General features: G+C 67.8%; 22 protein-coding genes. 8 read left to right on the top strand and 14 right to left on the bottom strand.

Features of this window, described 5'->3' with window-relative positions:
- Window position 1: 1 nt before the first annotated feature.
- Window positions 2-2,401, bottom strand: coding sequence for a YgiQ family radical SAM protein (locus VAPA_RS11840; RefSeq protein ID WP_021007010.1), 2,400 nt, complete (start codon window positions 2,399-2,401; stop codon window positions 2-4).
- A gap of 152 nt (window positions 2,402-2,553) precedes the next feature.
- On the opposite strand from VAPA_RS11840, the gene VAPA_RS11835 reads away from it, so the two are divergent.
- Window positions 2,554-3,516, top strand: coding sequence for a bifunctional helix-turn-helix transcriptional regulator/GNAT family N-acetyltransferase (locus tag VAPA_RS11835; RefSeq protein ID WP_021007009.1), 963 nt, complete (start codon window positions 2,554-2,556; stop codon window positions 3,514-3,516).
- Here VAPA_RS11835 and VAPA_RS11830 read toward each other — a convergent pair.
- The 6 genes from VAPA_RS11830 to VAPA_RS11805 form a co-directional block, all read right to left on the bottom strand.
- Entirely contained in the window at window positions 3,503-5,011 is a 1,509-nt protein-coding gene (locus VAPA_RS11830) for a tripartite tricarboxylate transporter permease (RefSeq protein ID WP_021007008.1), read from the bottom strand. The two genes, VAPA_RS11835 and VAPA_RS11830, sit on opposite strands and share 14 nt — an antisense overlap.
- Window positions 5,012-5,027: 16 nt before the next feature.
- Window positions 5,028-5,501, bottom strand: a complete 474-nt coding sequence (locus VAPA_RS11825) for a tripartite tricarboxylate transporter TctB family protein (RefSeq protein WP_021007007.1) — start codon at window positions 5,499-5,501, stop codon at window positions 5,028-5,030.
- A gap of 43 nt (window positions 5,502-5,544) precedes the next feature.
- The gene (locus VAPA_RS11820) at window positions 5,545-6,552 is read right to left on the bottom strand and encodes a tripartite tricarboxylate transporter substrate binding protein (protein ID WP_021007006.1); all 1,008 of its coding nucleotides are present in this window, start codon (window positions 6,550-6,552) and stop codon (window positions 5,545-5,547) included.
- A gap of 126 nt (window positions 6,553-6,678) precedes the next feature.
- Window positions 6,679-7,461 (bottom strand): 3-hydroxybutyrate dehydrogenase, encoded by a 783-nt coding sequence (locus tag VAPA_RS11815; protein ID WP_021007005.1) that lies wholly within the window; start codon window positions 7,459-7,461, stop codon window positions 6,679-6,681.
- A gap of 78 nt (window positions 7,462-7,539) precedes the next feature.
- A complete protein-coding gene (locus VAPA_RS11810; protein ID WP_021007004.1) occupies window positions 7,540-8,751 on the bottom strand; it encodes a patatin-like phospholipase family protein in 1,212 nt (403 codons plus the stop codon).
- Window positions 8,752-8,800: 49 nt separating this feature from the next.
- Window positions 8,801-9,250 (bottom strand): CHRD domain-containing protein, encoded by a 450-nt coding sequence (locus VAPA_RS11805; protein WP_021007003.1) that lies wholly within the window; start codon window positions 9,248-9,250, stop codon window positions 8,801-8,803.
- Window positions 9,251-9,365: 115 nt separating this feature from the next.
- Between VAPA_RS11805 and VAPA_RS11800 the strand changes: the two genes are divergently transcribed.
- Window positions 9,366-9,917 (top strand): DUF924 family protein, encoded by a 552-nt coding sequence (locus VAPA_RS11800; RefSeq protein WP_021007002.1) that lies wholly within the window; start codon window positions 9,366-9,368, stop codon window positions 9,915-9,917.
- On the opposite strand, the gene VAPA_RS11795 is transcribed toward VAPA_RS11800, so the two are convergent.
- Window positions 9,918-10,832, bottom strand: a complete 915-nt coding sequence (locus VAPA_RS11795; protein ID WP_021007001.1) for a YihY/virulence factor BrkB family protein — start codon at window positions 10,830-10,832, stop codon at window positions 9,918-9,920.
- Between the two features lie 88 nt (window positions 10,833-10,920).
- Here VAPA_RS11795 and VAPA_RS11790 point away from each other — a divergent pair, with 88 nt between their 5' ends.
- From VAPA_RS11790 to VAPA_RS11780, 3 genes are read left to right on the top strand one after another with little or no spacing between them, the layout of a single operon-like run.
- A complete protein-coding gene (locus VAPA_RS11790) occupies window positions 10,921-11,511 on the top strand; it encodes a chromate transporter (RefSeq protein ID WP_021007000.1) in 591 nt (196 codons plus the stop codon).
- Window positions 11,508-12,116 carry a chromate transporter gene (locus VAPA_RS11785; protein WP_021006999.1) on the top strand — a complete coding sequence of 203 codons (609 nt, stop codon included), beginning with the start codon at window positions 11,508-11,510 and terminating at the stop codon, window positions 12,114-12,116. The genes VAPA_RS11790 and VAPA_RS11785 overlap by 4 nt, the downstream gene beginning before the upstream one ends.
- Window positions 12,117-12,146: 30 nt before the next feature.
- On the top strand, window positions 12,147-13,112 hold the full coding sequence (locus VAPA_RS11780; protein ID WP_021006998.1) for an aldo/keto reductase: 966 nt from the start codon (window positions 12,147-12,149) through the stop codon (window positions 13,110-13,112).
- A 10-nt stretch (window positions 13,113-13,122) separates the two neighbouring features.
- Here VAPA_RS11780 and VAPA_RS11775 read toward each other — a convergent pair whose 3' ends face one another.
- A complete protein-coding gene (locus VAPA_RS11775; protein ID WP_021006997.1) occupies window positions 13,123-13,644 on the bottom strand; it encodes a GNAT family N-acetyltransferase in 522 nt (173 codons plus the stop codon).
- A 46-nt stretch (window positions 13,645-13,690) separates the two neighbouring features.
- On the opposite strand from VAPA_RS11775, the gene VAPA_RS11770 reads away from it, so the two are divergent.
- Both VAPA_RS11770 and VAPA_RS34855 read left to right on the top strand, forming a co-directional pair.
- Window positions 13,691-14,278, top strand: coding sequence for a helix-turn-helix domain-containing protein (locus VAPA_RS11770; protein WP_021006996.1), 588 nt, complete (start codon window positions 13,691-13,693; stop codon window positions 14,276-14,278).
- A 111-nt stretch (window positions 14,279-14,389) separates the two neighbouring features.
- Window positions 14,390-14,560 (top strand): hypothetical protein, encoded by a 171-nt coding sequence (locus VAPA_RS34855; protein ID WP_021006995.1) that lies wholly within the window; start codon window positions 14,390-14,392, stop codon window positions 14,558-14,560.
- A 41-nt stretch (window positions 14,561-14,601) separates the two neighbouring features.
- On the opposite strand, the gene rlmB is transcribed toward VAPA_RS34855, so the two are convergent.
- Genes rlmB through VAPA_RS11750 form a run of 3 tightly spaced genes read right to left on the bottom strand, consistent with a single transcriptional unit; the run spans window position 14,602 to window position 17,081 of the window.
- A complete protein-coding gene (gene rlmB, locus VAPA_RS11760; protein ID WP_021006994.1) occupies window positions 14,602-15,348 on the bottom strand; it encodes a 23S rRNA (guanosine(2251)-2'-O)-methyltransferase RlmB in 747 nt (248 codons plus the stop codon).
- Window positions 15,349-15,381: 33 nt separating this feature from the next.
- On the bottom strand, window positions 15,382-16,362 hold the full coding sequence (locus tag VAPA_RS11755; protein WP_021006993.1) for a hypothetical protein: 981 nt from the start codon (window positions 16,360-16,362) through the stop codon (window positions 15,382-15,384).
- Window positions 16,359-17,081 (bottom strand): ABC transporter ATP-binding protein, encoded by a 723-nt coding sequence (locus tag VAPA_RS11750; protein WP_021006992.1) that lies wholly within the window; start codon window positions 17,079-17,081, stop codon window positions 16,359-16,361. Before VAPA_RS11750 ends, VAPA_RS11755 begins: the two co-directional genes overlap by 4 nt.
- Here VAPA_RS11750 and VAPA_RS11745 point away from each other — a divergent pair.
- The gene (locus VAPA_RS11745) at window positions 17,080-17,760 is read left to right on the top strand and encodes an arylesterase (protein WP_021006991.1); all 681 of its coding nucleotides are present in this window, start codon (window positions 17,080-17,082) and stop codon (window positions 17,758-17,760) included. The two genes, VAPA_RS11750 and VAPA_RS11745, sit on opposite strands and share 2 nt — an antisense overlap.
- A gap of 75 nt (window positions 17,761-17,835) precedes the next feature.
- On the opposite strand, the gene VAPA_RS11740 is transcribed toward VAPA_RS11745, so the two are convergent.
- Window positions 17,836-18,039 (bottom strand): hypothetical protein, encoded by a 204-nt coding sequence (locus VAPA_RS11740; protein WP_012747323.1) that lies wholly within the window; start codon window positions 18,037-18,039, stop codon window positions 17,836-17,838.
- A 114-nt stretch (window positions 18,040-18,153) separates the two neighbouring features.
- A complete protein-coding gene (locus tag VAPA_RS11735) occupies window positions 18,154-19,347 on the bottom strand; it encodes a cystathionine beta-lyase (protein ID WP_021006990.1) in 1,194 nt (397 codons plus the stop codon).
- Window positions 19,348-19,400 lie beyond the last annotated feature (53 nt).

Genomic DNA, 19,400 nt, shown 5'->3' with positions numbered 1-19,400 from the left:
CTCAGCGCGGCTTGCGGATGCCGCCGCGCACCGGGCCGGCTGCGGCCTTGCGCGGCGGCGCCGAACCGTTGTCCCGCGGCGGCAGCCCGGTGTGCTGCGTGAGGATGCGCCCCTTCGAGGGCTTCACCGGCGCCAGCCTGACCGGTGCCGCGGTCTTGGCAACCGGCGCGGTGGTGGAGTTCTTGCGCCGCGCGCTCGTGTAGCCGCCATCGGTCAGTGGCTGCCACGTCGGGATCAGGTGGTGCTTGCCGTTGCCGATCAGGTCGGCGCGGCCCATGCTCTTCAAGGCCTCGCGCAGCAGAGGCCAGTTGTTGGCGTCGTGGTAGCGCAGGAAGGCCTTGTGCAGGCGGCGGCGCTTGTCGCCGCGCACGATGTCCACCGTCTCGCTCTCGCGCGTGATCTTGCGCAGCGGGTTCTTGTTGGTGTGGTACATCGTGGTGGCCGTGGCCATCGGGCTCGGATAGAAGGTCTGCACCTGGTCGGCGCGGAAGCCGTTCTTCTTGAGCCAGATCGCGAGGTTCATCATGTCCTCGTCGCTGGTGCCCGGGTGCGCGGCAATGAAGTACGGAATCAGGTACTGCTTCTTGCCCGCCTCGGCCGAGAACTTCTCGAACATCTGCTTGAACTTGTCGTAGCTGCCGATGCCGGGCTTCATCATCTTGGTGAGCGGGCCCTGCTCGGTGTGCTCGGGCGCGATCTTCAGATAGCCGCCGACGTGGTGCTGCACCAGCTCCTTCACGTACTCGGGCGACTGCACGGCCAGGTCGTAGCGCAGGCCGGAACCGATCAGGATCTTCTTGATGCCCTTGAGCGCACGGGCCCGGCGGTAGATCTTGATCAGCGGATCGTGGTTGGTGCCCAGGTTCGGACAGATGCCGGGGTACACGCAGCTGGGCTTGCGGCACGCCGACTCGATCTCGGGGCTCTTGCATCCCAGGCGGTACATGTTGGCCGTGGGACCGCCGAGGTCGGAGATGGTGCCGGTGAAGCCGCTCACGCTGTCGCGGATGGCCTCGACTTCCTTGATGATCGATTCTTCCGAGCGGCTCTGGATGATGCGGCCCTCGTGCTCGGTGATCGAGCAGAAGGTGCAGCCGCCGAAGCAGCCGCGCATGATGTTCACGCTGAAGCGGATCATTTCCCACGCGGGGATCTTGGTGGTGCCGTCGTGGCCGCCGTTCTCGTCGGCGTAGCGCGGATGCGGGCTGCGCGCATACGGCAGGTCGAACACGTGGTCCATCTCGGCCGTGGTGAGCGGAATGGGCGGCGGGTTGATCCACACGTCGCGCGCCGTGGCGCCCTCGCCGTGCGCCTGCACCAGCGCGCGGGCGTTGCCGGGGTTGGTCTCCAGGTGCAGCACGCGGTTGGCGTGGGCATAGAGCACCGGGTCGGCGCGCACCTGCTCGTACGACGGCAGGCGGATCACGCTGCGGTCGCGCGGCGGCACCTTGATCCTTGCGCGCGGCTGGAGCGCGGGGTTCGGCACGAAGGTCAGCGGCTTGATGGCCGGGTTCACCGGGTTCGCCGCCGCAGCACCTGCCTCGGCGGCCTGCGCCACGGCCTGGGCCTCGTCTTCCTTGGCGCAGGTGGCGCCGTTGGCCTTGGCCTGCTCGGACACCATCAGGTACGGATTGACGTGGGCCTCGACGCGGCCGGGTTCGTCCACGCTGGTGGAGTTGATCTCGAACCAGTCCGCGGGTGTGTCGCGCCGCACGAACGCGGTGCCGCGCACGTCGGTGATCTCGTGCACCGGTTCGCGCGCCGCCAGCCGGTGTGCGATCTCGACGATGGCGCGCTCGGCGTTGCCGTACAGCAGCAGGTCGCACTTCGAGTCGACCACGATCGAGCGGCGGACCTTGTCCTGCCAGTAGTCGTAGTGGGCGATGCGGCGCAGCGAGCCTTCGATGCCGCCGAGGATGATCGGCACGTCGTTCCAGGCTTCCTTGCAGCGCTGCGAATACACGATGGCCGCGCGGTCGGGCCGCGCGCCGCCGACGTCGCCGGGCGTGTAGGCGTCGTCGCTGCGGATCTTGCGGTCCGCCGTGTAGCGGTTGATCATCGAATCCATGTTGCCGGCGGTCACGCCGAAGAACAGGTTCGGCTTGCCCAGCACCTTGAAAGGCTCGGCGCTCTGCCAGTCGGGCTGGGCAATGATGCCCACGCGGAAGCCCTGCGCCTCGAGCATGCGGCCGATCACGGCCATGCCGAAGCTCGGGTGGTCGACGTAGGCGTCGCCCGTCACCACGATGATGTCGCAGCTGTCCCAGCCGAGCGCGTCCATTTCCTTGCGCGTGGTCGGCAGGAATTTGGCCGTGCCGAAACGGGCCGCCCAGTACTTGCGGTAGCTGGTCAGCGGCTTGGCGGCACGCGCAAAAAAGGAGACGTCGACGGGGGCGTTCATCAGTGGGGAAGTTGGCAGCGAGCGGCTTGGCGGGCACGGCGCAGCAGTGGGCAACCTGCAATTTTAGGGTTTTCCACCACTTCTGTCGCGTTGGCACCTGTTGACGCGCCTGAAGCAAGGCCTTTAAATAGTTGCTTCGGTCAACCATCAACATGACAACAGCAACCATTTCAGGCAATTCGCCCGCGCCCGATGCCGCCGCCGTCAAGGCAATCCGGCGCTTCAACCGCTTCTACACGAGCCGCATCGGCGTGCTCGACCCCTACCTTGGCAGCGACATGTCGCTGACCGATGTCCGGGTGCTGTACGAGCTGGCCCACCGGGAAACGACCGTGGCCAGCGAGATCGGCCGCGACCTTCGGCTCGACGCCGGCTACATGAGCCGCATCCTGCGCCGCTTCGAGGCCGCCGGCTGGCTCACGCGCGCGCCCCACCCGCGCGACGCGCGGCAAAGCGTGCTGCAGCTCACCGAAGCCGGGCACGCCGCATTTGCGCCGCTGCAACAGAAATCGCGCGACGAGGCGGCCGCCCTGCTTGCGCCGATGCCTCCGCACGAGCGCCAGCAGGTGATCGATGCCATGGCCCGCATCGAGCGCGTGCTCGATCCGGCCGCGGCCCCTGCGGCGCGCACGCGCACCATCGTGCTGCGCGACCCGCTGCCCGGCGACATGGGCTGGGTGGTGCAGCAGCATGGCGAGCTGTATGCGCGCGAGTACGGCTGGAACAGCGAGTTCGAGGCGCTGGTGGCCGACATCGTGGCCCAGTTCGTGCGCAAGTTCCAGCCCACGTGGGAGAAGTGCTGGATCGCCGAACTCGACGGTGAACGCGTGGGTGCGATCTTCGTGGTGCGCAAGTCGGCCACCACGGCCCGGCTGCGCCTGCTGCTGCTCTCGCCGTCGGCACGCGGCCTGGGCCTGGGCGCACGCCTGACCGACGAGTGCATTGCCTTCGCGCGTGCCAAGGGCTATCGAAAGATGGTGCTCTGGACCAACAGCTGCCTGGCGGCCGCGCGCGCCATCTACGCCAGGCGGGGCTTCAGGCTCGACAAGGCCGAGCCCTACGAAGGCTTCGGCCAGCAGCTCGTGGGCGAGACCTGGTCGCTCAAGCTGCAGTAGACGACGCGGTGCGCCGCCCCCTGAGCCACAGCTTCCTGAGCAAGGGGGCGAGCCACACCAGCAGCACCACGGCCGCCAGCGAAGCGGCAATCGGCCGCGCCACGAAGCCGGCCAGGTTGCCGTCCGACTTGATCATCGAGGTGATGAAGTTCTCCTCGAGCATGCCGCCGAGCACCACGCCGAGGATCGCCGGCGCAATCGGAAAGCCGTTCTCCTCGAGCAGGTAGGCCACGATGCCGGCCGCGAGCATCACGCCCACGTCGAACAGCGAGTTGTTGATGGCGAACGCGCCGACGATGCAGAACAGCAGGATCAGCGGCATCAGCACGTTGCGCGGCACCCGCAGGATGCGCTTGGCCACCTTGATGCAGAGGATGCCCAGCGGAATCATGATGATGTTGGCAATGATGAACAGCATGAACACCGCATAGATGTTCTGCGGGTTGGTGGTGAACAGCGTCGGTCCCGGATTGAGGTTCTTCATGTAGAGCACGCCGATCACGATGGCGGTGATCGAGTCGCCCGGAATGCCGAACACCAGCGCCGGAATCCACGCGCCGGCCAGCGCGCTGTTGTTGGCCGAACCCGATTCGACAATGCCCTCGACATGGCCCGTGCCGAACTTCTCGGGCTCCTTCGAGAACTTCTTGCTCATGGCGTACGACATCCACGCCGCAATGTCGGCACCCGCGCCGGGCAGCGCCCCCACCGCGGTGCCCAGCACGCTGCCGCGCAGTATCTGCACCGGATACTTCTTGGCCAGCGCCCACTGGCCCGAGAGCACGCTCCCCACTTTCTCGACCACCACCTCGCCTGGCGGCAGCGTGTCGACCGCGAAGCGGATCACCTCCGAGATGGCGAACATGCCGATCATCATCGGGATCATGCCGATGCCGCCGGTCATCTCGGCATTGCCGAAGGTGAAGCGCGGAAAGCCCGCCGGGTTGCCGAGGCCCACGCACGCCACGAGCAGGCCGAGCAGCAGCGTGATCATTCCCTTCAGCGGCCGGTCGGAGGTGATGAACACCGCGCAGGTCAGGCCCAGCAGCACGAGCCAGAAGTACTCGAAGGAACTGAAGTTGAGCGCGAAGTCGGCCAGCGCGGGCGCCGCCACGATCAGCACCACCGTGCCGAAAAGACCGCCCACCGCCGAGAACACGAGCCCCGCGCCCAGTGCCGTCTCGGCCATGCCCTTGCGCGTCATCGCAAAGGCCTCGTCGGTGTAGGCGGCGGATGCGGGTGTGCCCGGAATGCGCAGCAGGCAGCCCGGGATGTCGCCGGAGAAGATGGCCATGGCGGTGGCCGTCACCATGGCCGCGATGGCCGGAATCGGCTGCATGAAGAAGGTGACCGGCACCAGCAGCGCCACCGCCATGGTGGCGGACAGCCCCGGGACCGCGCCGACGAACAGGCCATAGAGCGAGGCCAGCACCATCACGAGGATGGTGTAGGGCTCGAAGACCATCGAGAAAGCCTGCAAGAGTGCTGCCGACATGAGTGGAAGTTTCCGGTTACCAGGCGATGGGTGTCAGGACGCCCCAGGGAAGCGGTACGCGCAGCAGCTTGTAGAACGCGGTATGGATCACCAGCGTGGCAATCAGCGCAATCAGCAGTGCGCGGCCCGGCGGCACGCGCATGGCGAGCATCAGCGCCAGCAGCGAGATTGCCGCCGTCGGCAGGAAGCCGAGCCGCTCGGAGGCGAAGATGTAGAACAGCACCGCGCCGATGACCAGCGCGGCGGCCAGCACGTGGCGCGGCGAAGCGGCCCAGTCGCCGAGCCGCACCCAGGCCACGGCGTGGCGCTCGCGCCCGCCCTTGGCCAGCAGCATCGCGCCGCAGATGCACAGCCCGATGGCAAGCAGCCCCGGAAACAGCGCCGGCCCCACCTGCTGGCCCGGTATGCCGGGGTAGCCCTGCACCACGGCAAGCACCACGATACCGAGCGCCAGCAGGATCGCACCGAAGATCGCGTCGTTGAATTTCATCGCGCCGCCCCCCCGCCGGGCACGTGCGCACGCCCTTCGGCGTTCACTTGACGATACCCACGGCCTTCATGGTTGCGCCGAGTTCGGCGTCGGACTTGGCCATGTAGGCGGCGAAGTCGTCGGGGCCCGCATAGATCACCCCAAAGCCGCGCGAGGCCATGAAGTCGGTGTATTCCTTGCTCGCCACCACTTTCTTGAGCGCGCCCGCGAGCTTGTCGCGCACGTCGGCGGGCAGGCCCTTGGGCGCGACGATGCCGCGCCAGGCCGCCATCGACCAGTCGCTGCCGATGGCAGCCTTGAGCGTGGGCACGTTGGGATAGAGGGCCGAGGGCTTGTCGCTCATGATCGCAAGGCTCTTGACCTTGCCCGCATCGATCAGCGAACGCGCCTCGGGCAGCGAGACCGGCGCGATCTCGACACCGCCCGCCACCACGTCCTGCAGGCCCGGCGCGGCACCATTGCTCGGCACCCAGGGCACGGCCGCGGGGTCGATCTTCTGGTCGCGCAGCAGGCCCGCGATGGCCAGGTGCCAGATACCGCCCTGCCCCGTGCCGGAGGCCTTGAGCTTGCCGGGACTGGCCTTGATGGCCGCCAGCAGTTCGGCGACAGTCTTGTAGGGCGCGTCGGCGCGCACCTGGATGCCGGCCGGGTCGAGATTGGCGAGGCCGATCGGCGTGTACGAGGCGCTGGTCAGCGGCGTCAGCCCCTGCCAGTGCATCATGCCGATCTCGACCGTGGCCATGCCGATGGTGTAGCCGTCGGGCGGCGCGGCGGCAATGGCCGCATGGCCCACCACGCCGTTGCCGCCGGTGCGGTTCACCACCGTCATCGGCTGGCCGAGTTCCTTTTCGAGCAGGCTCGCGATGATGCGCGCCGTGGCATCGGTGCCGCCGCCCGCACCCCATGGAACGATCAGCGTGACGGGCCGGCTGGGATACCCCTGGGCAGCCGCGGGCGCTGCCGCGGCGAACATGGCGAGCCCCGCTGCGACGCCTGCGGCATGGGCCACGAAGGAGCGGCGCGAAAAGAAGCCGGCTGAACGAACACGCATGGTTTTTGTCTCCTGGCGAAAGTCATTGGTATGACGATTGAACGGCAAACAGGTTTTTCTCACAGTTCGCTCGCCAGAGACATTAGGGTGAACCATCGTGCGCCGCGCGAAGCGGCGTCTTTTTCGCTACTGCATGAACCAGCCGTGGCTCACCACCAGCGATTGGCCGGTCAGCGCATTGGTCGGGAAGGCCGCGAACAGCAGCGCCACGCGCGCCACGTCGTCGGTGGTGGTGAACTCGCCATCGACCGTTTCCTTCAGCATCACGTTCCTGACGACCTGTTCCTCGGTGATGCCGAGCGTCTTCGCCTGCTCGGGAATCTGCTTCTCGACCAGCGGCGTGCGCACGAAGCCCGGGCAGATCACGTTGGCGCGCACGCCGTGCTTCGCGCCTTCCTTCGCCACTGTCTTGGCCAGGCCGATGAGGCCGTGCTTGGCGGTGACGTAGGGCGCCTTCAGCAGCGAAGCTTCCTTGGAGTGCACCGATCCCATGTAGATCACGCTGCCGCCACGGCCCTGGGCGTACATGTGCTTGAGGCAGGCCTTGGTGGTGAGAAAGGCGCCGTCGAGGTGGATCGCGAGCATCTTCTTCCAGTCGGCAAAACTGAATTCCTCGACCGGATGAACGATCTGCACGCCCGCGTTGCTGACCAGGATGTCGATGCCACCGAAGGCCTTGGCCGCCTCCTCGACCGAGGCGTCGACCTGGTCTTCGCGGGTCACGTCCACCGCCACGCCCATGGCCTGCGCGCCCGTCGCCTGGAGTTCGGCCGCGGTGGCGTCGGCAGCCTGCTTGTTGAGGTCGGCAATGACGACCTTGGCGCCCTCGCGCGCAAACAGAATGGCAATCTCCTTGCCGATGCCGCTGGCCGAACCGGTGATGTAGGCGACCTTGTCCTTGAGTTGCATGGTGAATGTCCTTGAGGGTTGGAGGAAAAAAACGGATTGCAGGATTCAGGCGAGCGCGGCCGCCATCGCGGCTCGCATTCAGCGCGACAGCCCGGGACGCTTGACGCGCTCCACGCCGGGCTCGCCGAGGTCGAAGGTGGTCACGCCGTTCACGGTGGCGTCGCTGCGCAGCGTTTCGGGGTGCGCCAGCGTCCGCCGCATGTCGCGCGCGCCGGCCTCCCAATGCTCTTCGACGGCAGCGCGCGAGAACTCGTAGTCCTTCGATTCGACCTCGTAGGGCTTGTCGCGGTAGATCAGGTGGAAGATGTCGATCGGATGGTGCGTGAGCTCGGCCTGCACCGCCAGCACCGAAGGGTCGTTGCGCAGGTGCGCCGGCAGCTTGGAGATCAGGTCCGCGATGGCCTGCTGCAGGTTCAGGTTGGCGGCCAATGCATCGGTGTTCATGCGGGTGCGGCTCGAATAGGTGATGTCCTTCTGCCGCTCCATCACGCCCGACAGCGTGCGCGGCATCTCGCCGCGTGCATTGAAAAGGTCGACCTGCAGCACCACCAGCGGCTCGGAGCGCGGATGGATGTCGAGCACGTACTGCAGCGGCGTGTTCGAGACGATGCCGCCGTCCCAGTAGTCGTCGCCGTCGATGCTGACGGGCGCAAAGCCCGGCGGCAGCGCGCCGCTGGCCATGATGTGCTCCGGGCCGATGCGCTGGCGCGTGTTGTCGAAGTACACCGAGTTGCCGGTGCGCACGTCGACCGCGCCCACGCTGAAGCGCGCCTCGCACGCGTTGATGCGGTCGAAGTCGATCAGGCGCTCGAGCGTGAGCCTGAGCGGCGTGGTGTCGTAGTAGCTCAGGAGCGGCGCCGCGGCGCCCATCAGCAGCGCGGGCGAATAGCGCGGCTCGAAGAAGCCCGGAATGCCCACCAGCATCGCCATGCTGGCGCTCCACTGGTTCTGCGTGGCGCGGTCGCCCAGCCATGAAGGCAGGCGCTGCGCCGGTCCGGAAGACACCAGGTGCCAGAACTCCCGCAGCCGGTCGACCCGCTTCCCGGGCGCATTGCCCGCGATCAGCGCCGCATTGATGGCGCCGATCGAGACGCCGGCAATCCAGTGCGGCTGCAGGTCGGTCTCGCTGAGCGCGGCATACACGCCGGCCTGGTAGGCGCCAAGGGCACCGCCGCCCTGCAGCACCAGCGCCTTGCGCGCGGCGCGCATGTCTTCGCGGCGCGCCTCGAAGGTGTTGGGGGCCTTGCCTGCCGTCCGGGGCTTCCGGGGCGTCTTCTGCGTCGTCGTCATGGGGTGTCATTTGACACCAGCCCCACGACGGCAAGCTGACCGGGCGCCCTTACATCTTGGGCAGCATCTGTCCCCGGATTTCGCCGGCCGGATTGGCGGCGGTGTGGATGTTGGCGTACCACTTGCCTGCGATCAGGTCGGCCGCCTGCGCCGGCGTGAGCGTGGCCTGGCCCTCGATCGGGCTGGCCGCATTGGCAAAGGGCAGCACCACGCCGGCATTGGCGCCCGCTGCCGCGGGGCCGTGGAAGTGCGCGGCCGTGGCCGGGCCGCTCAGGCCGTTGTAGGTGATCTTGTACTTCAGGACATTGGTGTCCTTGTTGAGCCAGGCTTCCGCCATGCCACTGCCGCGCGTCATGTTGGGCGGCACTTCGCTGGCGGCGTTCATCGCGCCGCTGAAGTTCGCGGTGTTCGACCTGGACATCATCCCGCAGCCGGCCAGCGCGGCAGTGGCCACGCCGGCGATGAGGGTTGCGCGCAAAAAGCTGCCATATCGGGTCATGAGCTTGATCTCCTGAGTTATGAAACCGCTACAGCATAGGCAGGCCTTGCGCTTCGCCTTGTCGGCCACCACCGCGACTTTGCCGGCCGGGCGCGCGCTGAAAGAGAATGCGGCGATGCATCCTGCCGACCTCCCCACTGCCCGCGACATCGTCGACTTCTGGCGCAACGCCGGACCCGAACGATGGTTTGCCAAGAACGAAGCTTTCGATGCGCAGTTCCGCGAACGCTTCCTCCCCGTCCACCAGGCAGCCGCGCGCGGCGAACTCGACCATTGGGCGCACGACCCCGAGGGCGCCCTGGCGTTGCTGGTGCTGCTCGACCAGTTTCCGCGCAACACCTGGCGCGGCGACGCCCGCATGCTGGCCACCGATGCCAGGGCCCTGGCCATCGCCCGCCAGGCGATCGCAGCCGGCATCGACCTGAAGACCGACGAAGACCTGCGGCGTTTTTTCTACCTGCCCTTCATGCACTCCGAGTCGCTGGCCGATCAGGAACGCTCGGTCGAGCTCAACGCGGCGCTCGATGCCAACACCCAGCGCTTCGCGGTGCTGCACCGCGACATCATTGCGCGCTTCGGCCGCTTTCCGCACCGCAACAGGCTGCTCGGGCGCACCAGCAGCGCGGAGGAACAGCGCTTCCTGGACGAAGGCGGCTTCTCCGGCTAGCTAGCGCTGCGGCAGCGGGTCCGAGCGCGTCGGTGAAGGATTGGTCGCGTCGCCGGGGTCCTTGACATGCCTGAGGGAGCCATAGGTCCTGGCATACACCCAGGTGAACTCGGCCCCGAGCAGGAAGATCTGCGCCGAGTAGTACACCCACACCAGCACCACCACCAGCGAGCCCGCGGCGCCGTAGCCGGAGGCCACGCTGCTCTTGCCGATGTACAGGCCGATGAGGTGCTTGCCGATGGTGAAGAGCAGCGCCGTGACCGCCGCCCCCACCCACACGTCGCGCCACTGCACCCTGGCGCGCGGCATGATCTTGTAGATCATCGCGAAGATCACCGTCACCATCGCGAAGCTGAAGACGAAGTTCACCGCCTGCGCCAGCGTGGCCCAGCCGCCGAACACCGGCGCCCACCACTTGCTCAGCGCCGCGAGCGCCGCGCTTGCCACCAGCGACACCATGAGCAGGAAGCCGATGGCCATGATCATGCTGAACGACAGCAGCCGCACGCGCAGCAATTTGAAGAGGCCCTTGCTCTTGGCACGCGCCGGTGCCCGCCAGATGCGGTCGAGCGCATCCTGCAGTTCGCCGAAGACGGTGGTTGCGCCCACCACCAGCAGGCCGATGCCGACCACCGTGGCCACGATGCCTTCGGCCGGCTTGTTGACCGCCTGCAGCATGCCCTGCACTGCCGCCGCACCCTGCTCGCCCATGAGGCCGGAGAGCTGCGCGAAGATCTCGCCGCGCGCGGCCTCCTGGCCGAACACCAGCCCCGCCACCGAGATCACGATCAGCAGCAGCGGCGCGATCGAGAACACCGTGTAGTAGGCCAGTGCGGCGCCCATGCTCGGGGCGTAGTCGTTGGACCAGGAGGCGACGGCCTGCCTGCAGAGATCGAAGAGCGCGCGGATTTGCATGGCGGTGGAGTCTCCCGTCGAGTGATGCAGGGGCATGTCAGCCCGATGCCCGGCATGTTGCAGGCCTGGCTACGATAATCGCACCCACATGCATCCGTCTCCTCCAGGCGCGGCGGCGCCGTCCGCCCATCCGCAACCGAAGTCGCCACGCGACCTTTTTGTTTCGTTCACCTGGCTTGCGCTGCAGGGATTCGGTGGCGTGCTGGCCATCGTCCAGCGCGAGATGGTGGAGAAGAAGCGCTGGCTCACGCCCGAGCAGTTTCTCGAAGACTGGGCCGTGGCCCAGGTGATGCCGGGGCCGAACGTGATCAACCTCGCCCTGATGATCGGCGACCGCTACTTCGGCCTGCGCGGCGCCGTTGCCGCGGTGGCCGGCATGCTCGCGATACCACTCGTCGTCATCCTCGTGCTGGCCGTGCTCTATGCCCACTACGCCGCCAACCCGCAGGTGGCCGCCGCGCTGCGCGGGATGGGCGCGGTGTCGGGCGGGCTGATCGCCGCCACCGGCGTCAAGCTGATTCCGCAACTGCGCAAGCATCCGCTGGGCTTTGCCACCTGCCTGGCCTTCGTCGCGCTGGTGTTCGGCGCCATCGCCCTGTTCAAGCTGCCGCTGGGCTGGGTGTTGCTGGCGGTCGGCGGCGTGGCCTGTGCGTGGACCTGGCGCAGGATTGCCGCATGAGCCAGATGACCATCGCGATGCAATGGCACGACTGGCTGGCGCTTTTCGGCCAGTACCTGCTGCTGTCGCTGCTGTCGATCAGCGGCGCCATCACCACCGTCCCCGACATGCACCGCTACCTCGTCACGCAGCACGGCTGGCTCACCGATGCGCAGTTCAGTTCCTCCGTGGCCATCGCCCAGGCCGCGCCGGGCCCGAACGTGCTCTTCGTCGCGCTGATGGGCTGGAACGTCGGGCTCAACGCGGGCGGTGGCATCGGCGCGGGCCCGGGCGCCTGGCTGCTCGGCTTCTTCGGGCTCCTGGTCACCATGGTCGGCATCATGCTGCCGAGCACCACCCTCACCTACCTTGCCACGCGCTGGGGACACCGCAACCGCGACCGGCGCGGCGTGCGCGCCTTCAAGCAGGGCATGGCGCCTGTGGTGGTGGGCCTGCTGATCGCCACCGGCTGGGTGCTGGCGGCGGGTAACCATGCCGGCGACGCGCCCGCATGGCATCTGTGGCTGCTGACCGCGGTGGCCGCGCTTATCGTCTGGCGCACGCGCATCCACCTGCTCTGGCTGCTGGGTGCGGGTGCGCTGCTCGGTGCCGTGGGCTTCGTCTGATCCTCGTTCTCTATCTCAGGAAACAAACTCATGTCGCAACTCCGCTCGCTCGGCCGCTCCGGCCTCCTGGTTTCACCGCTTGCCTTCGGCGGCAACGTGTTCGGCTGGACGGCGGACGAGGCCACCTCGTTCCGCCTGCTCGATGCCTGGGTCGACGCGGGGTTCAACTTCGTCGACACGGCCGACGTCTACTCGAGCTGGGTGCCGGGCCACACCGGCGGCGAGTCCGAGACCATCATCGGCAAGTGGCTCAAGCAGAGCGGCAAGCGCAACCGCGTGGTGCTGGCCACCAAGGTCGGCAAGCCCATGGGCGAAGGCAAGTCGGGCCTCTCGCCGGCCTACATCCGCGAAGCGGTGGAAGCCTCGCTCAAGCGCCTGCAGACGGACTTCATCGACCTGTACCAGTCGCACGACGACGATGCCGCCACCCCGCTCGAGGATTCGCTGCAGGCCTTCGACGACCTGATCAAGGCCGGCAAGGTGCGCGCCATCGGCGCCTCCAACTACAGCGCGCCGCGGCTGGCCGAGGCACTCGACGTGTCGGAGCGGCTGGGCATCGCGCGCTACGAAAGCCTGCAGCCGCTCTACAACCTCTACGACCGCGCCGTGTTCGAAGACGAGCTCGAACCGCTGTGCCTGAAGCGCGAGGTGGGCGTGATCAACTTCTATGCGCTGGCGGCCGGCTTCCTGACCGGCAAGTACCGCACCGAGGCCGACGCCTCCAAGAGCGCGCGCGGCGCCAACACCACCAAGAAGTACCTGAACCCGCGAGGCCTGCGCATTCTCGAGGCGCTCGACAAGGTGGCGCAGCAGTACAACGCCAAGCCGGGCCAGGTGGCCATTGCGTGGCAGATCGCGCGCCCCTCCATCACGGCGCCGATCGCCAGCGCCACCTCGATTGCCCAGCTGGAAGAGCTGGTCGTGGCCACCCAGCTGAAGCTCGACGCCGGCACCATCCAGATGCTGGACCGGGCGAGCGCCGAAGACCCGGCCTGAGTCCCATCGCCTAGCCGTCGACCGGATTCAGCGGCGTCGAGAGAATGCGCTGGTAGAAGGCCACGTCGAGCCAGCGGCCGAACTTGAACCCGGCCTGCCTCACGGTGCCGGCATGCTCGAAACCCAGGCGCTCGTGCAGCCCGATGCTGCCGGCGTTCGCGGCATCGATGGCACCGACCATGACGTGCACGTCGCGCGCAACGGCTTCGGCAATGATCGCCTCCATGAGCGTGCGGCCGAGGCCCGCACCGCGGTGGCCTGCCTCGACATACACCGAGTGCTCCACCGTGTACTTGTAGGCCGGGAAGGCGCGAAACGTGCCGTAGCTCGCAAAACCCAGCAGCTTGCCGCTCTCGTCTTCCGCGCCGATCACGGGAAAGCCGTTGGCGCGCTTGGTGGCGAACCACGCCACCATGCTCTCGGGCGTGCGCGGCCTGTAGTCGTACAGGGCCGTCGAATTGGCAATGGCCTCGTTGAGGATGGCAAGGATGGCGCCCGCGTGGGCTTCCTCGGTACAGGGGACCAGGCGCATGGTCGTTCCTTTCAGTCTGTCCAATATAGGAGAATAATAATCTCATATGAGAAACAATTCATCTCCGCCCGCCGAGCCCTCCGCCATCGACTCGCTCATTGCCCGCCGGCTCCTCGCGCTGCGCCAGGCCAAGGCGCTGAGCCTGGCCGAGCTGGCCGAGCTCTCCGGGGTCAGCAAGGCCATGATCTCGAAGGTGGAGCGCGCGGAGAGCAGCCCGACGGCCGTGCTGCTGGGCCGGCTGGCCGCCGGCCTGGGTGTGCCGCTCGCGCAGTTGCTGACGGAGGACAAGGGCTCGCCGCGCCGGCTGCGCACCCGGGCCGAACAGGAAGTCTGGCGCGATCCCGAGGCGGGCTACCTGCGGCGGCAGGTTGTCGAGCGCGGTACGGGCAGCGGCGTCGAAATGGTCGAGATCGAACTGCCGCGCTCGGCGCAGGTCGGCTACCCCCGGTGGAGCGGCAAGCCGTACCGGCAGTGCCTGTGGATGCTCGAAGGCGCGCTGCGGGTGGACTACGGCGACGAGCGTTTCGAGCTGGCGCCCGGCGATTGCCTGGATTTCGGCGTCGACCGCCCGCTTGTCTTCAAGACGCTCGGACGCACGGGATGCCGTTACCTGCTGGTCGCGTCCCCGGCATAAAGGCACAGGAGTAGTAGGCAAGTTCCCACAGCGACTGGAGACGACGGCCTGTGCCGCCGAGGGGGCCGGCCGGGATACTCCAAGGCATCCAAAGCTTCCGGGGGAACAAGCATGTCCTTTGCGCTCTACATGATCGGTTTTCTGATCTTCCTCGCCGGCGTCGCCTGGGGCGCCTCGGTGGCCGGCGTGCCGACGCTCTACATCGGGATCGGTGCGCTGATCATCCTGGGCATCGGCATCTTCAGCGCCGTGGCTCGCACGCGCAGCAAAGACCCCTCCTGATTCGAGAGCCGCGCTCCGGTCCAGGGGCCGGTGGCCCTGCGTCAGGCGCTGCGCTGCCGCAGGGCCTCGTAGAGGCACACGCCGCTGGCCACGGAAACGTTCAGGCTCTCGACCGCGCCTGCCATGGGAATGCTCACGAGTTCGTCGCAGGTCTTGCGGGTGAGCTGGCGCATGCCCTCGCCCTCGGCGCCGAGCACCAGCGCCAATGGCCGCTTGAAGTCGCTCTGGTAGAGGGTGCCGGGCGCATCGTCGCTCGTGCCGACGCACCAGATGCTGCGTTCCTTGAGTTCGTTCAGCGTGCGCGCCAGGTTGGTCACCATGAAGTACGGCACCGTCTCGGCGGCGCCGCTCGCCACCTTGGCCACGGTGGCGTTGATGCCGGCCGCGTGGTCCTTGGGGGCGATCACCGCATGCGCCCCGGCGCCATCGGCCACGCGCAGGCAGGCGCCCAGGTTGTGCGGATCGGTCACGCCGTCGAGCACCAGCAGCAGCGGCACGGTGCCGGCCTCCTCGAGGCCTTCGAGCAGTTCGTCGAGCGAACGCACCTGCGCGATGGGTTCGACCCGCGCCACCACGCCCTGGTGGCCATGGCTGCCGCTGAGCTTGGCGAGCCGCAGCCCGTCGGCCTCGACCAGCCGCACGCCGGCTTCCTGCGCGCGTGCGATGAACTGTTTCATGCGCGCATCGCGCCGGCTGGTGTCGAACATCACTTCGAGCACCGATTTCGGCGCGGTCTTGATGCGCACGCCCACGGCATGGAAGCCGAAGATCACTTTGGGGGAAGACATCCCCCGATTATCGAGGCCTGCGTGCCCCGTCCTTCAGGCAATCGGCAATCCGCTGTGCGCGCGGGTGCGTTCGTCGTGCAGTTCCTGCACGGCCAGCGCATTCGGATGCACCCGCGCGCTGTTGCCGACGCTTTCCAGGTACTGGCAGGCGGCATGGCCCGCGGCGGCCTTTTCATAGCGCGCCACCCAGGCATCGCGCAGCGGCAGCTTCTCGGGCGACACGGGCCACACGCCTGGCCGCGGCCGCAGGTGCTCTCCGATGCCGATGCGCCAGGGCTTGGCGCTCAGGCGGGCGCGAAAGCAGTTCTGGTTGCGGCACATGCGCGCATAGACCTGGTCGACGCCCAGCGCGTGGAAGCAGTCGGCCACCGCCATGTCGGCCGGGCTGAAGACGTCATGCATCGCCAGCACCCGGAAGCCGGCCGGCGTGCGGTAGATGCGCAGGTGCCAGTCGGGGTGCTGGTGGACGAAGCGCCCGATGCGCTCGGCCGCGCGCTTCTCGGGCACGGGGTTGCCGCTGGCCTCGCCGCGCTTCCTGGCCAGGCCGATCCGGTAGGCGACGGCAAAGACCACGATGGCCGCGATCAGCCCGCCCAGCCAGGTCTTGGCAGTCCAGCCGCCGACGATGCCCGCGATCAGCGCGGGCGCCAGCGCAAAGCCGAACACGCTGCCGCGCAGGGGTTCGTCGAAGTCGATGTCGACGAACAGCACGTCGGGCGTGTTGAGGCAGCGCGCGCCATAGCTGTTGCGGGTGATGACGGTGTCGCCCTGCCGCTCGACGATTTCCTCGCGGATGGGCACGCCTTCGGCCCCGTTGTAGGCCAGCTTGCGCTCGCGGCGGTTGAGCTGTTCGCCCGCGGCGATGCGCTCGAACGCCTCCCGCGTGCGCTGGTCGGCATGCGCCTGCGCGGCGATCGGGCTCTCGTCGGACCAGCCGTAGCGCCGCACCGTGATCTGCTTGCCCGCCAGCCGCTCCTGGATGCGGCCCTCGGCCCAGAACCGGGGAACGATCATGCTTCCAGCGAGGCCACCAGGACAGGCGTCGACTCGTTGAGCGCCATGCGCCCGGCCTCGATGGTGATGCGGCGCTCGCACTGGGCTGCAATGCCGCGGTCATGGGTGACGAGCACGAGCGTGGTGCCGAGCTCGCGGTTGAGGTCGAACATCAGCCGCATGACCTGTTCGCCGGTCGCGAAATCGAGGCTGCCGGTGGGTTCGTCGGCCAGCAGCAGCGCCGGCTGCACCACGAAGGCCCTGGCCAGCGCCACGCGCTGCTGCTCGCCGCCCGAGAGCACCTTGGGATAGTGGCCGAGGCGCTGCCCGAGTCCGACGCGCCCGAGCATCTCGGTGGCGGCCTTGCGCGCGTCCTTGCGGTCGGCCAGTTCGAGCGGCAGCATCACGTTCTCGAGCGCGCTCAGGTTGCCCAGCAGCTGGAAACTCTGGAACACGAAGCCCACGCGCTGGGCACGCAGCGCGGCGCGCTCGTCCTCGTCGATGGCGAAGATGTCATCGCCCGCGAGCCTGACGGTGCCGCGCGTGGGCGTGTCGAGCCCGGCGATGATCGACAGCAAGGTGCTCTTGCCCGAACCCGAGGCACCGACGATGGCGGCGGTTTCCCGCGCGCCCAGGGTGAAATCGATGTTCTGCAAAATGTCGAGCGTACCGGTCGAGTCGGTCACCGACTTGAACACATGCTCGACAGCGACAATGGCATCAGACGGGGGTTGGGACATGGAAAGGCTTTTCGTTTTGAAACGACGTGACTTTATCTTGAGCGCCGCCGCACTCGGCAGCGCAGGGACATGGACGGCGGGCCACGCCCAGACCGCGCAGGCCGCGGCGCCCCGCAAGCCCGTGATCCTGGTGCTTGGCGATTCGCTGAGCGCCGAATACGGCCTGAAGCGCGGCGAAGGCTGGGTGCCCCTGCTCGAGAAGCGGCTCGCACAGCAGAAGATCCCGGCCACGGTGGTCAATGCCAGCATCAGCGGCGACACCAGCTCGGGCGGACGGGCCCGCTTTGCCTCGCTGCTGGCGCAGCACAAGCCCAGCCACGTGGTGGTCGAGCTGGGTGCCAACGACGCCCTGCGCGGCCTGCCGCTGCAGAACACCGAGGACAACCTGCTGCAGATCACCAAGGCCGCGCAGGCGGCCGGCGCCAAGGTGCTGATCGTCGGCATCCAGGTGCCGCCCAACTACGGCGGCGACTACACGCGGCGCTTCGAGGCCGTGTTCGGCAAGGTGGCCAGCACCACCAAGGCAGCGCTGGTGCCCTTCCTGCTCAAGGGCGTGGCCGATGCGCCCGACGCGCTGGCGCTGTTCCAGGCCGATCGCATTCATCCGACCGCCGCCGCGCAGCCGCAACTGCTCGACAACGTCTGGCCGGAGCTGCGCAAGCTGCTTGCGGCCAAGTAGGCCAGCGGCCACAAAAAAGCCGCTCCGGGCCCGGAGGCCCGCAGCGGCTTTGTTGTCGAGAGCCTTGATTTGGGATCAGCCGTTCTTGGTCGGCAGATCGGGCACCGTCGGCGGATCGCGTTCGAGCGAGGCCACGTCGGTTTCCGGGTCACCCGGGGCCAGGCCGTCGCTGCTCGGGGAGAGCTTGCGATTGGCCTTTTCGCGGAGCTTCTCTTCCTTTTTCTTCTTCTTGGCCAGCTCCTTCTGGCGCTTTTCGTAGCCGTAATTGGGTGTTGCCACTGTTCTCTCCTTGAACGAGGCAGTCAAAGCGACTGCGTGTCATCCAACTGTAAGCGATAACGGTGCACCCGAAGCCCGTGGAGCGGCGGGGCCCCTGCATCCGGAAAACTTCTCTTACATCCGCGCGAGCGCCTGCTGCAGGTCGGCCCGCAGGTCTTCCACGTCTTCCAGCCCGACCGAGAAGCGCACCAGCGTTCCCTTGTGGGGCCAGCGCGCCACGCTGGCATCGCGCATCAGGCCGATGTCGTAGGGCACGACCAGGCTCACCGGCCCGCCCCACGAATAGCCGAGGCGGAACAGGTTCAGGCTGTCGCAGAAGCGGTCGACCTGCTCGGTGCTGTAGCGCTCGTCGAACACGATCGAGAACAGTCCGGCGGCCAGGTCGGCGCCGCCGCACAGCGCACGCCAGTTCGCGTGGCCGGGCGACCCCTCGAGCGCCGGATGGAGCACCTGCGCGATCTCTTCGCGGCCGGCGAGCCAGCGCGCCAGCTCGCGCGCCGAACGGTCGTGCGCGGCATAGCGCAGCCCGATGCTCGGCAGCGAGCGCAGCAGCGTTTCCACGTCGCCGACGCCGACGCCGAATCCCGTGCGCATGTGGGTGAGCTTGAGCGCGCGATGCAGCCGCTCGTCGCGCGTGACGACGCTGCCCATCAGCACGTCGCCGCCGCCGCTCGGGTATTTGGTGAGCGCGTGCACCGAAATGTCCACGCCCTGGCCGCTGCCGTTGAAATCGAAGGGCGCGAATGCCAGGCCCGCGCCCCAGGTGTTGTCCAGCGCCGTCACCACGCCGCGCGCGCGGCAGGCTTTCACGAGTGCCGGCAGGTCGGGAAACTCCATCGTCACCGAGCCCGCCGCCTCGAGCCACACCAGCCGCGTGCGGTCCGAGAGCTTGGCGGCCAGATCGGATGGGTTCATCGCGTCGTACAGGCGGTGCGTGATGCCGAAGTTGGCCAGTTCGCCGGTCGCCAGCGCCTTGTTGGGGCCGTAGGCGTTGTCGGGAATCAGCACCTCGTCGCCGCTCTTCAGGAAGGCAAAGGAAACCAGCGAAATGGCGGCCAGGCCGCTCGGCACCAGCAGGCACTCGGTGCCGCCTTCGAGGGTGGCCAGGCGCTCCTCGAGCGTGAAGGTGGTGGGCGTGCCGTGCAGGCCGTAGGTGTAGCCGGCCTTGGTCTTCCAGTCGCGCGCGCGCATCGCGGCCACGTCGGCGAAAAATACCGTCGAGGCCTTGTAGATGCCGGGCTGCGGCGCGGCGAAGTTGGCGGGCGGCGTGTAGGGGTGGTGAATCAGGGTCGTGGAGGGCTTGCTCATGGCCCCGATGCTAGCGCGGCATTCCGCCGCACAATGCGCCGATGGGCAACTGC

Origin of the sequence: Variovorax paradoxus B4 (assembly GCF_000463015.1) — a bacterium.
In the GTDB taxonomy this organism is placed as follows: domain Bacteria; phylum Pseudomonadota; class Gammaproteobacteria; order Burkholderiales; family Burkholderiaceae_C; genus Variovorax; species Variovorax paradoxus_E.
The sequence above is the reverse complement of the archived record's forward strand: the minus strand, read 5'-3'. Positions and strand labels throughout refer to the sequence as shown.

Bases quoted from the DNA above. Each gene is read 5' to 3' on its own strand.
- VAPA_RS11840 (WP_021007010.1), bottom strand. From the start codon at position 2,401: ATGAACGCCCCCGTCGACGTCTCCTTTTTTGCGCGTGCCGCCAAGCCG.
- VAPA_RS11835 (WP_021007009.1), top strand. From the start codon at position 2,554: ATGACAACAGCAACCATTTCAGGCAATTCGCCCGCGCCCGATGCCGCC.
- VAPA_RS11830 (WP_021007008.1), bottom strand. From the start codon at position 5,011: ATGTCGGCAGCACTCTTGCAGGCTTTCTCGATGGTCTTCGAGCCCTAC.
- VAPA_RS11825 (WP_021007007.1), bottom strand. From the start codon at position 5,501: ATGAAATTCAACGACGCGATCTTCGGTGCGATCCTGCTGGCGCTCGGT.
- VAPA_RS11820 (WP_021007006.1), bottom strand. From the start codon at position 6,552: ATGCGTGTTCGTTCAGCCGGCTTCTTTTCGCGCCGCTCCTTCGTGGCC.
- VAPA_RS11815 (WP_021007005.1), bottom strand. From the start codon at position 7,461: ATGCAACTCAAGGACAAGGTCGCCTACATCACCGGTTCGGCCAGCGGC.
- VAPA_RS11810 (WP_021007004.1), bottom strand. From the start codon at position 8,751: ATGACGACGACGCAGAAGACGCCCCGGAAGCCCCGGACGGCAGGCAAG.
- VAPA_RS11805 (WP_021007003.1), bottom strand. From the start codon at position 9,250: ATGACCCGATATGGCAGCTTTTTGCGCGCAACCCTCATCGCCGGCGTG.
- VAPA_RS11800 (WP_021007002.1), top strand. From the start codon at position 9,366: ATGCATCCTGCCGACCTCCCCACTGCCCGCGACATCGTCGACTTCTGG.
- VAPA_RS11795 (WP_021007001.1), bottom strand. From the start codon at position 10,832: ATGCAAATCCGCGCGCTCTTCGATCTCTGCAGGCAGGCCGTCGCCTCC.
- VAPA_RS11790 (WP_021007000.1), top strand. From the start codon at position 10,921: ATGCATCCGTCTCCTCCAGGCGCGGCGGCGCCGTCCGCCCATCCGCAA.
- VAPA_RS11785 (WP_021006999.1), top strand. From the start codon at position 11,508: ATGAGCCAGATGACCATCGCGATGCAATGGCACGACTGGCTGGCGCTT.
- VAPA_RS11780 (WP_021006998.1), top strand. From the start codon at position 12,147: ATGTCGCAACTCCGCTCGCTCGGCCGCTCCGGCCTCCTGGTTTCACCG.
- VAPA_RS11775 (WP_021006997.1), bottom strand. From the start codon at position 13,644: ATGCGCCTGGTCCCCTGTACCGAGGAAGCCCACGCGGGCGCCATCCTT.
- VAPA_RS11770 (WP_021006996.1), top strand. From the start codon at position 13,691: ATGAGAAACAATTCATCTCCGCCCGCCGAGCCCTCCGCCATCGACTCG.
- VAPA_RS34855 (WP_021006995.1), top strand. From the start codon at position 14,390: ATGTCCTTTGCGCTCTACATGATCGGTTTTCTGATCTTCCTCGCCGGC.
- rlmB (WP_021006994.1), bottom strand. From the start codon at position 15,348: ATGTCTTCCCCCAAAGTGATCTTCGGCTTCCATGCCGTGGGCGTGCGC.
- VAPA_RS11755 (WP_021006993.1), bottom strand. From the start codon at position 16,362: ATGATCGTTCCCCGGTTCTGGGCCGAGGGCCGCATCCAGGAGCGGCTG.
- VAPA_RS11745 (WP_021006991.1), top strand. From the start codon at position 17,080: ATGGAAAGGCTTTTCGTTTTGAAACGACGTGACTTTATCTTGAGCGCC.
- VAPA_RS11750 (WP_021006992.1), bottom strand. From the start codon at position 17,081: ATGTCCCAACCCCCGTCTGATGCCATTGTCGCTGTCGAGCATGTGTTC.
- VAPA_RS11735 (WP_021006990.1), bottom strand. From the start codon at position 19,347: ATGAGCAAGCCCTCCACGACCCTGATTCACCACCCCTACACGCCGCCC.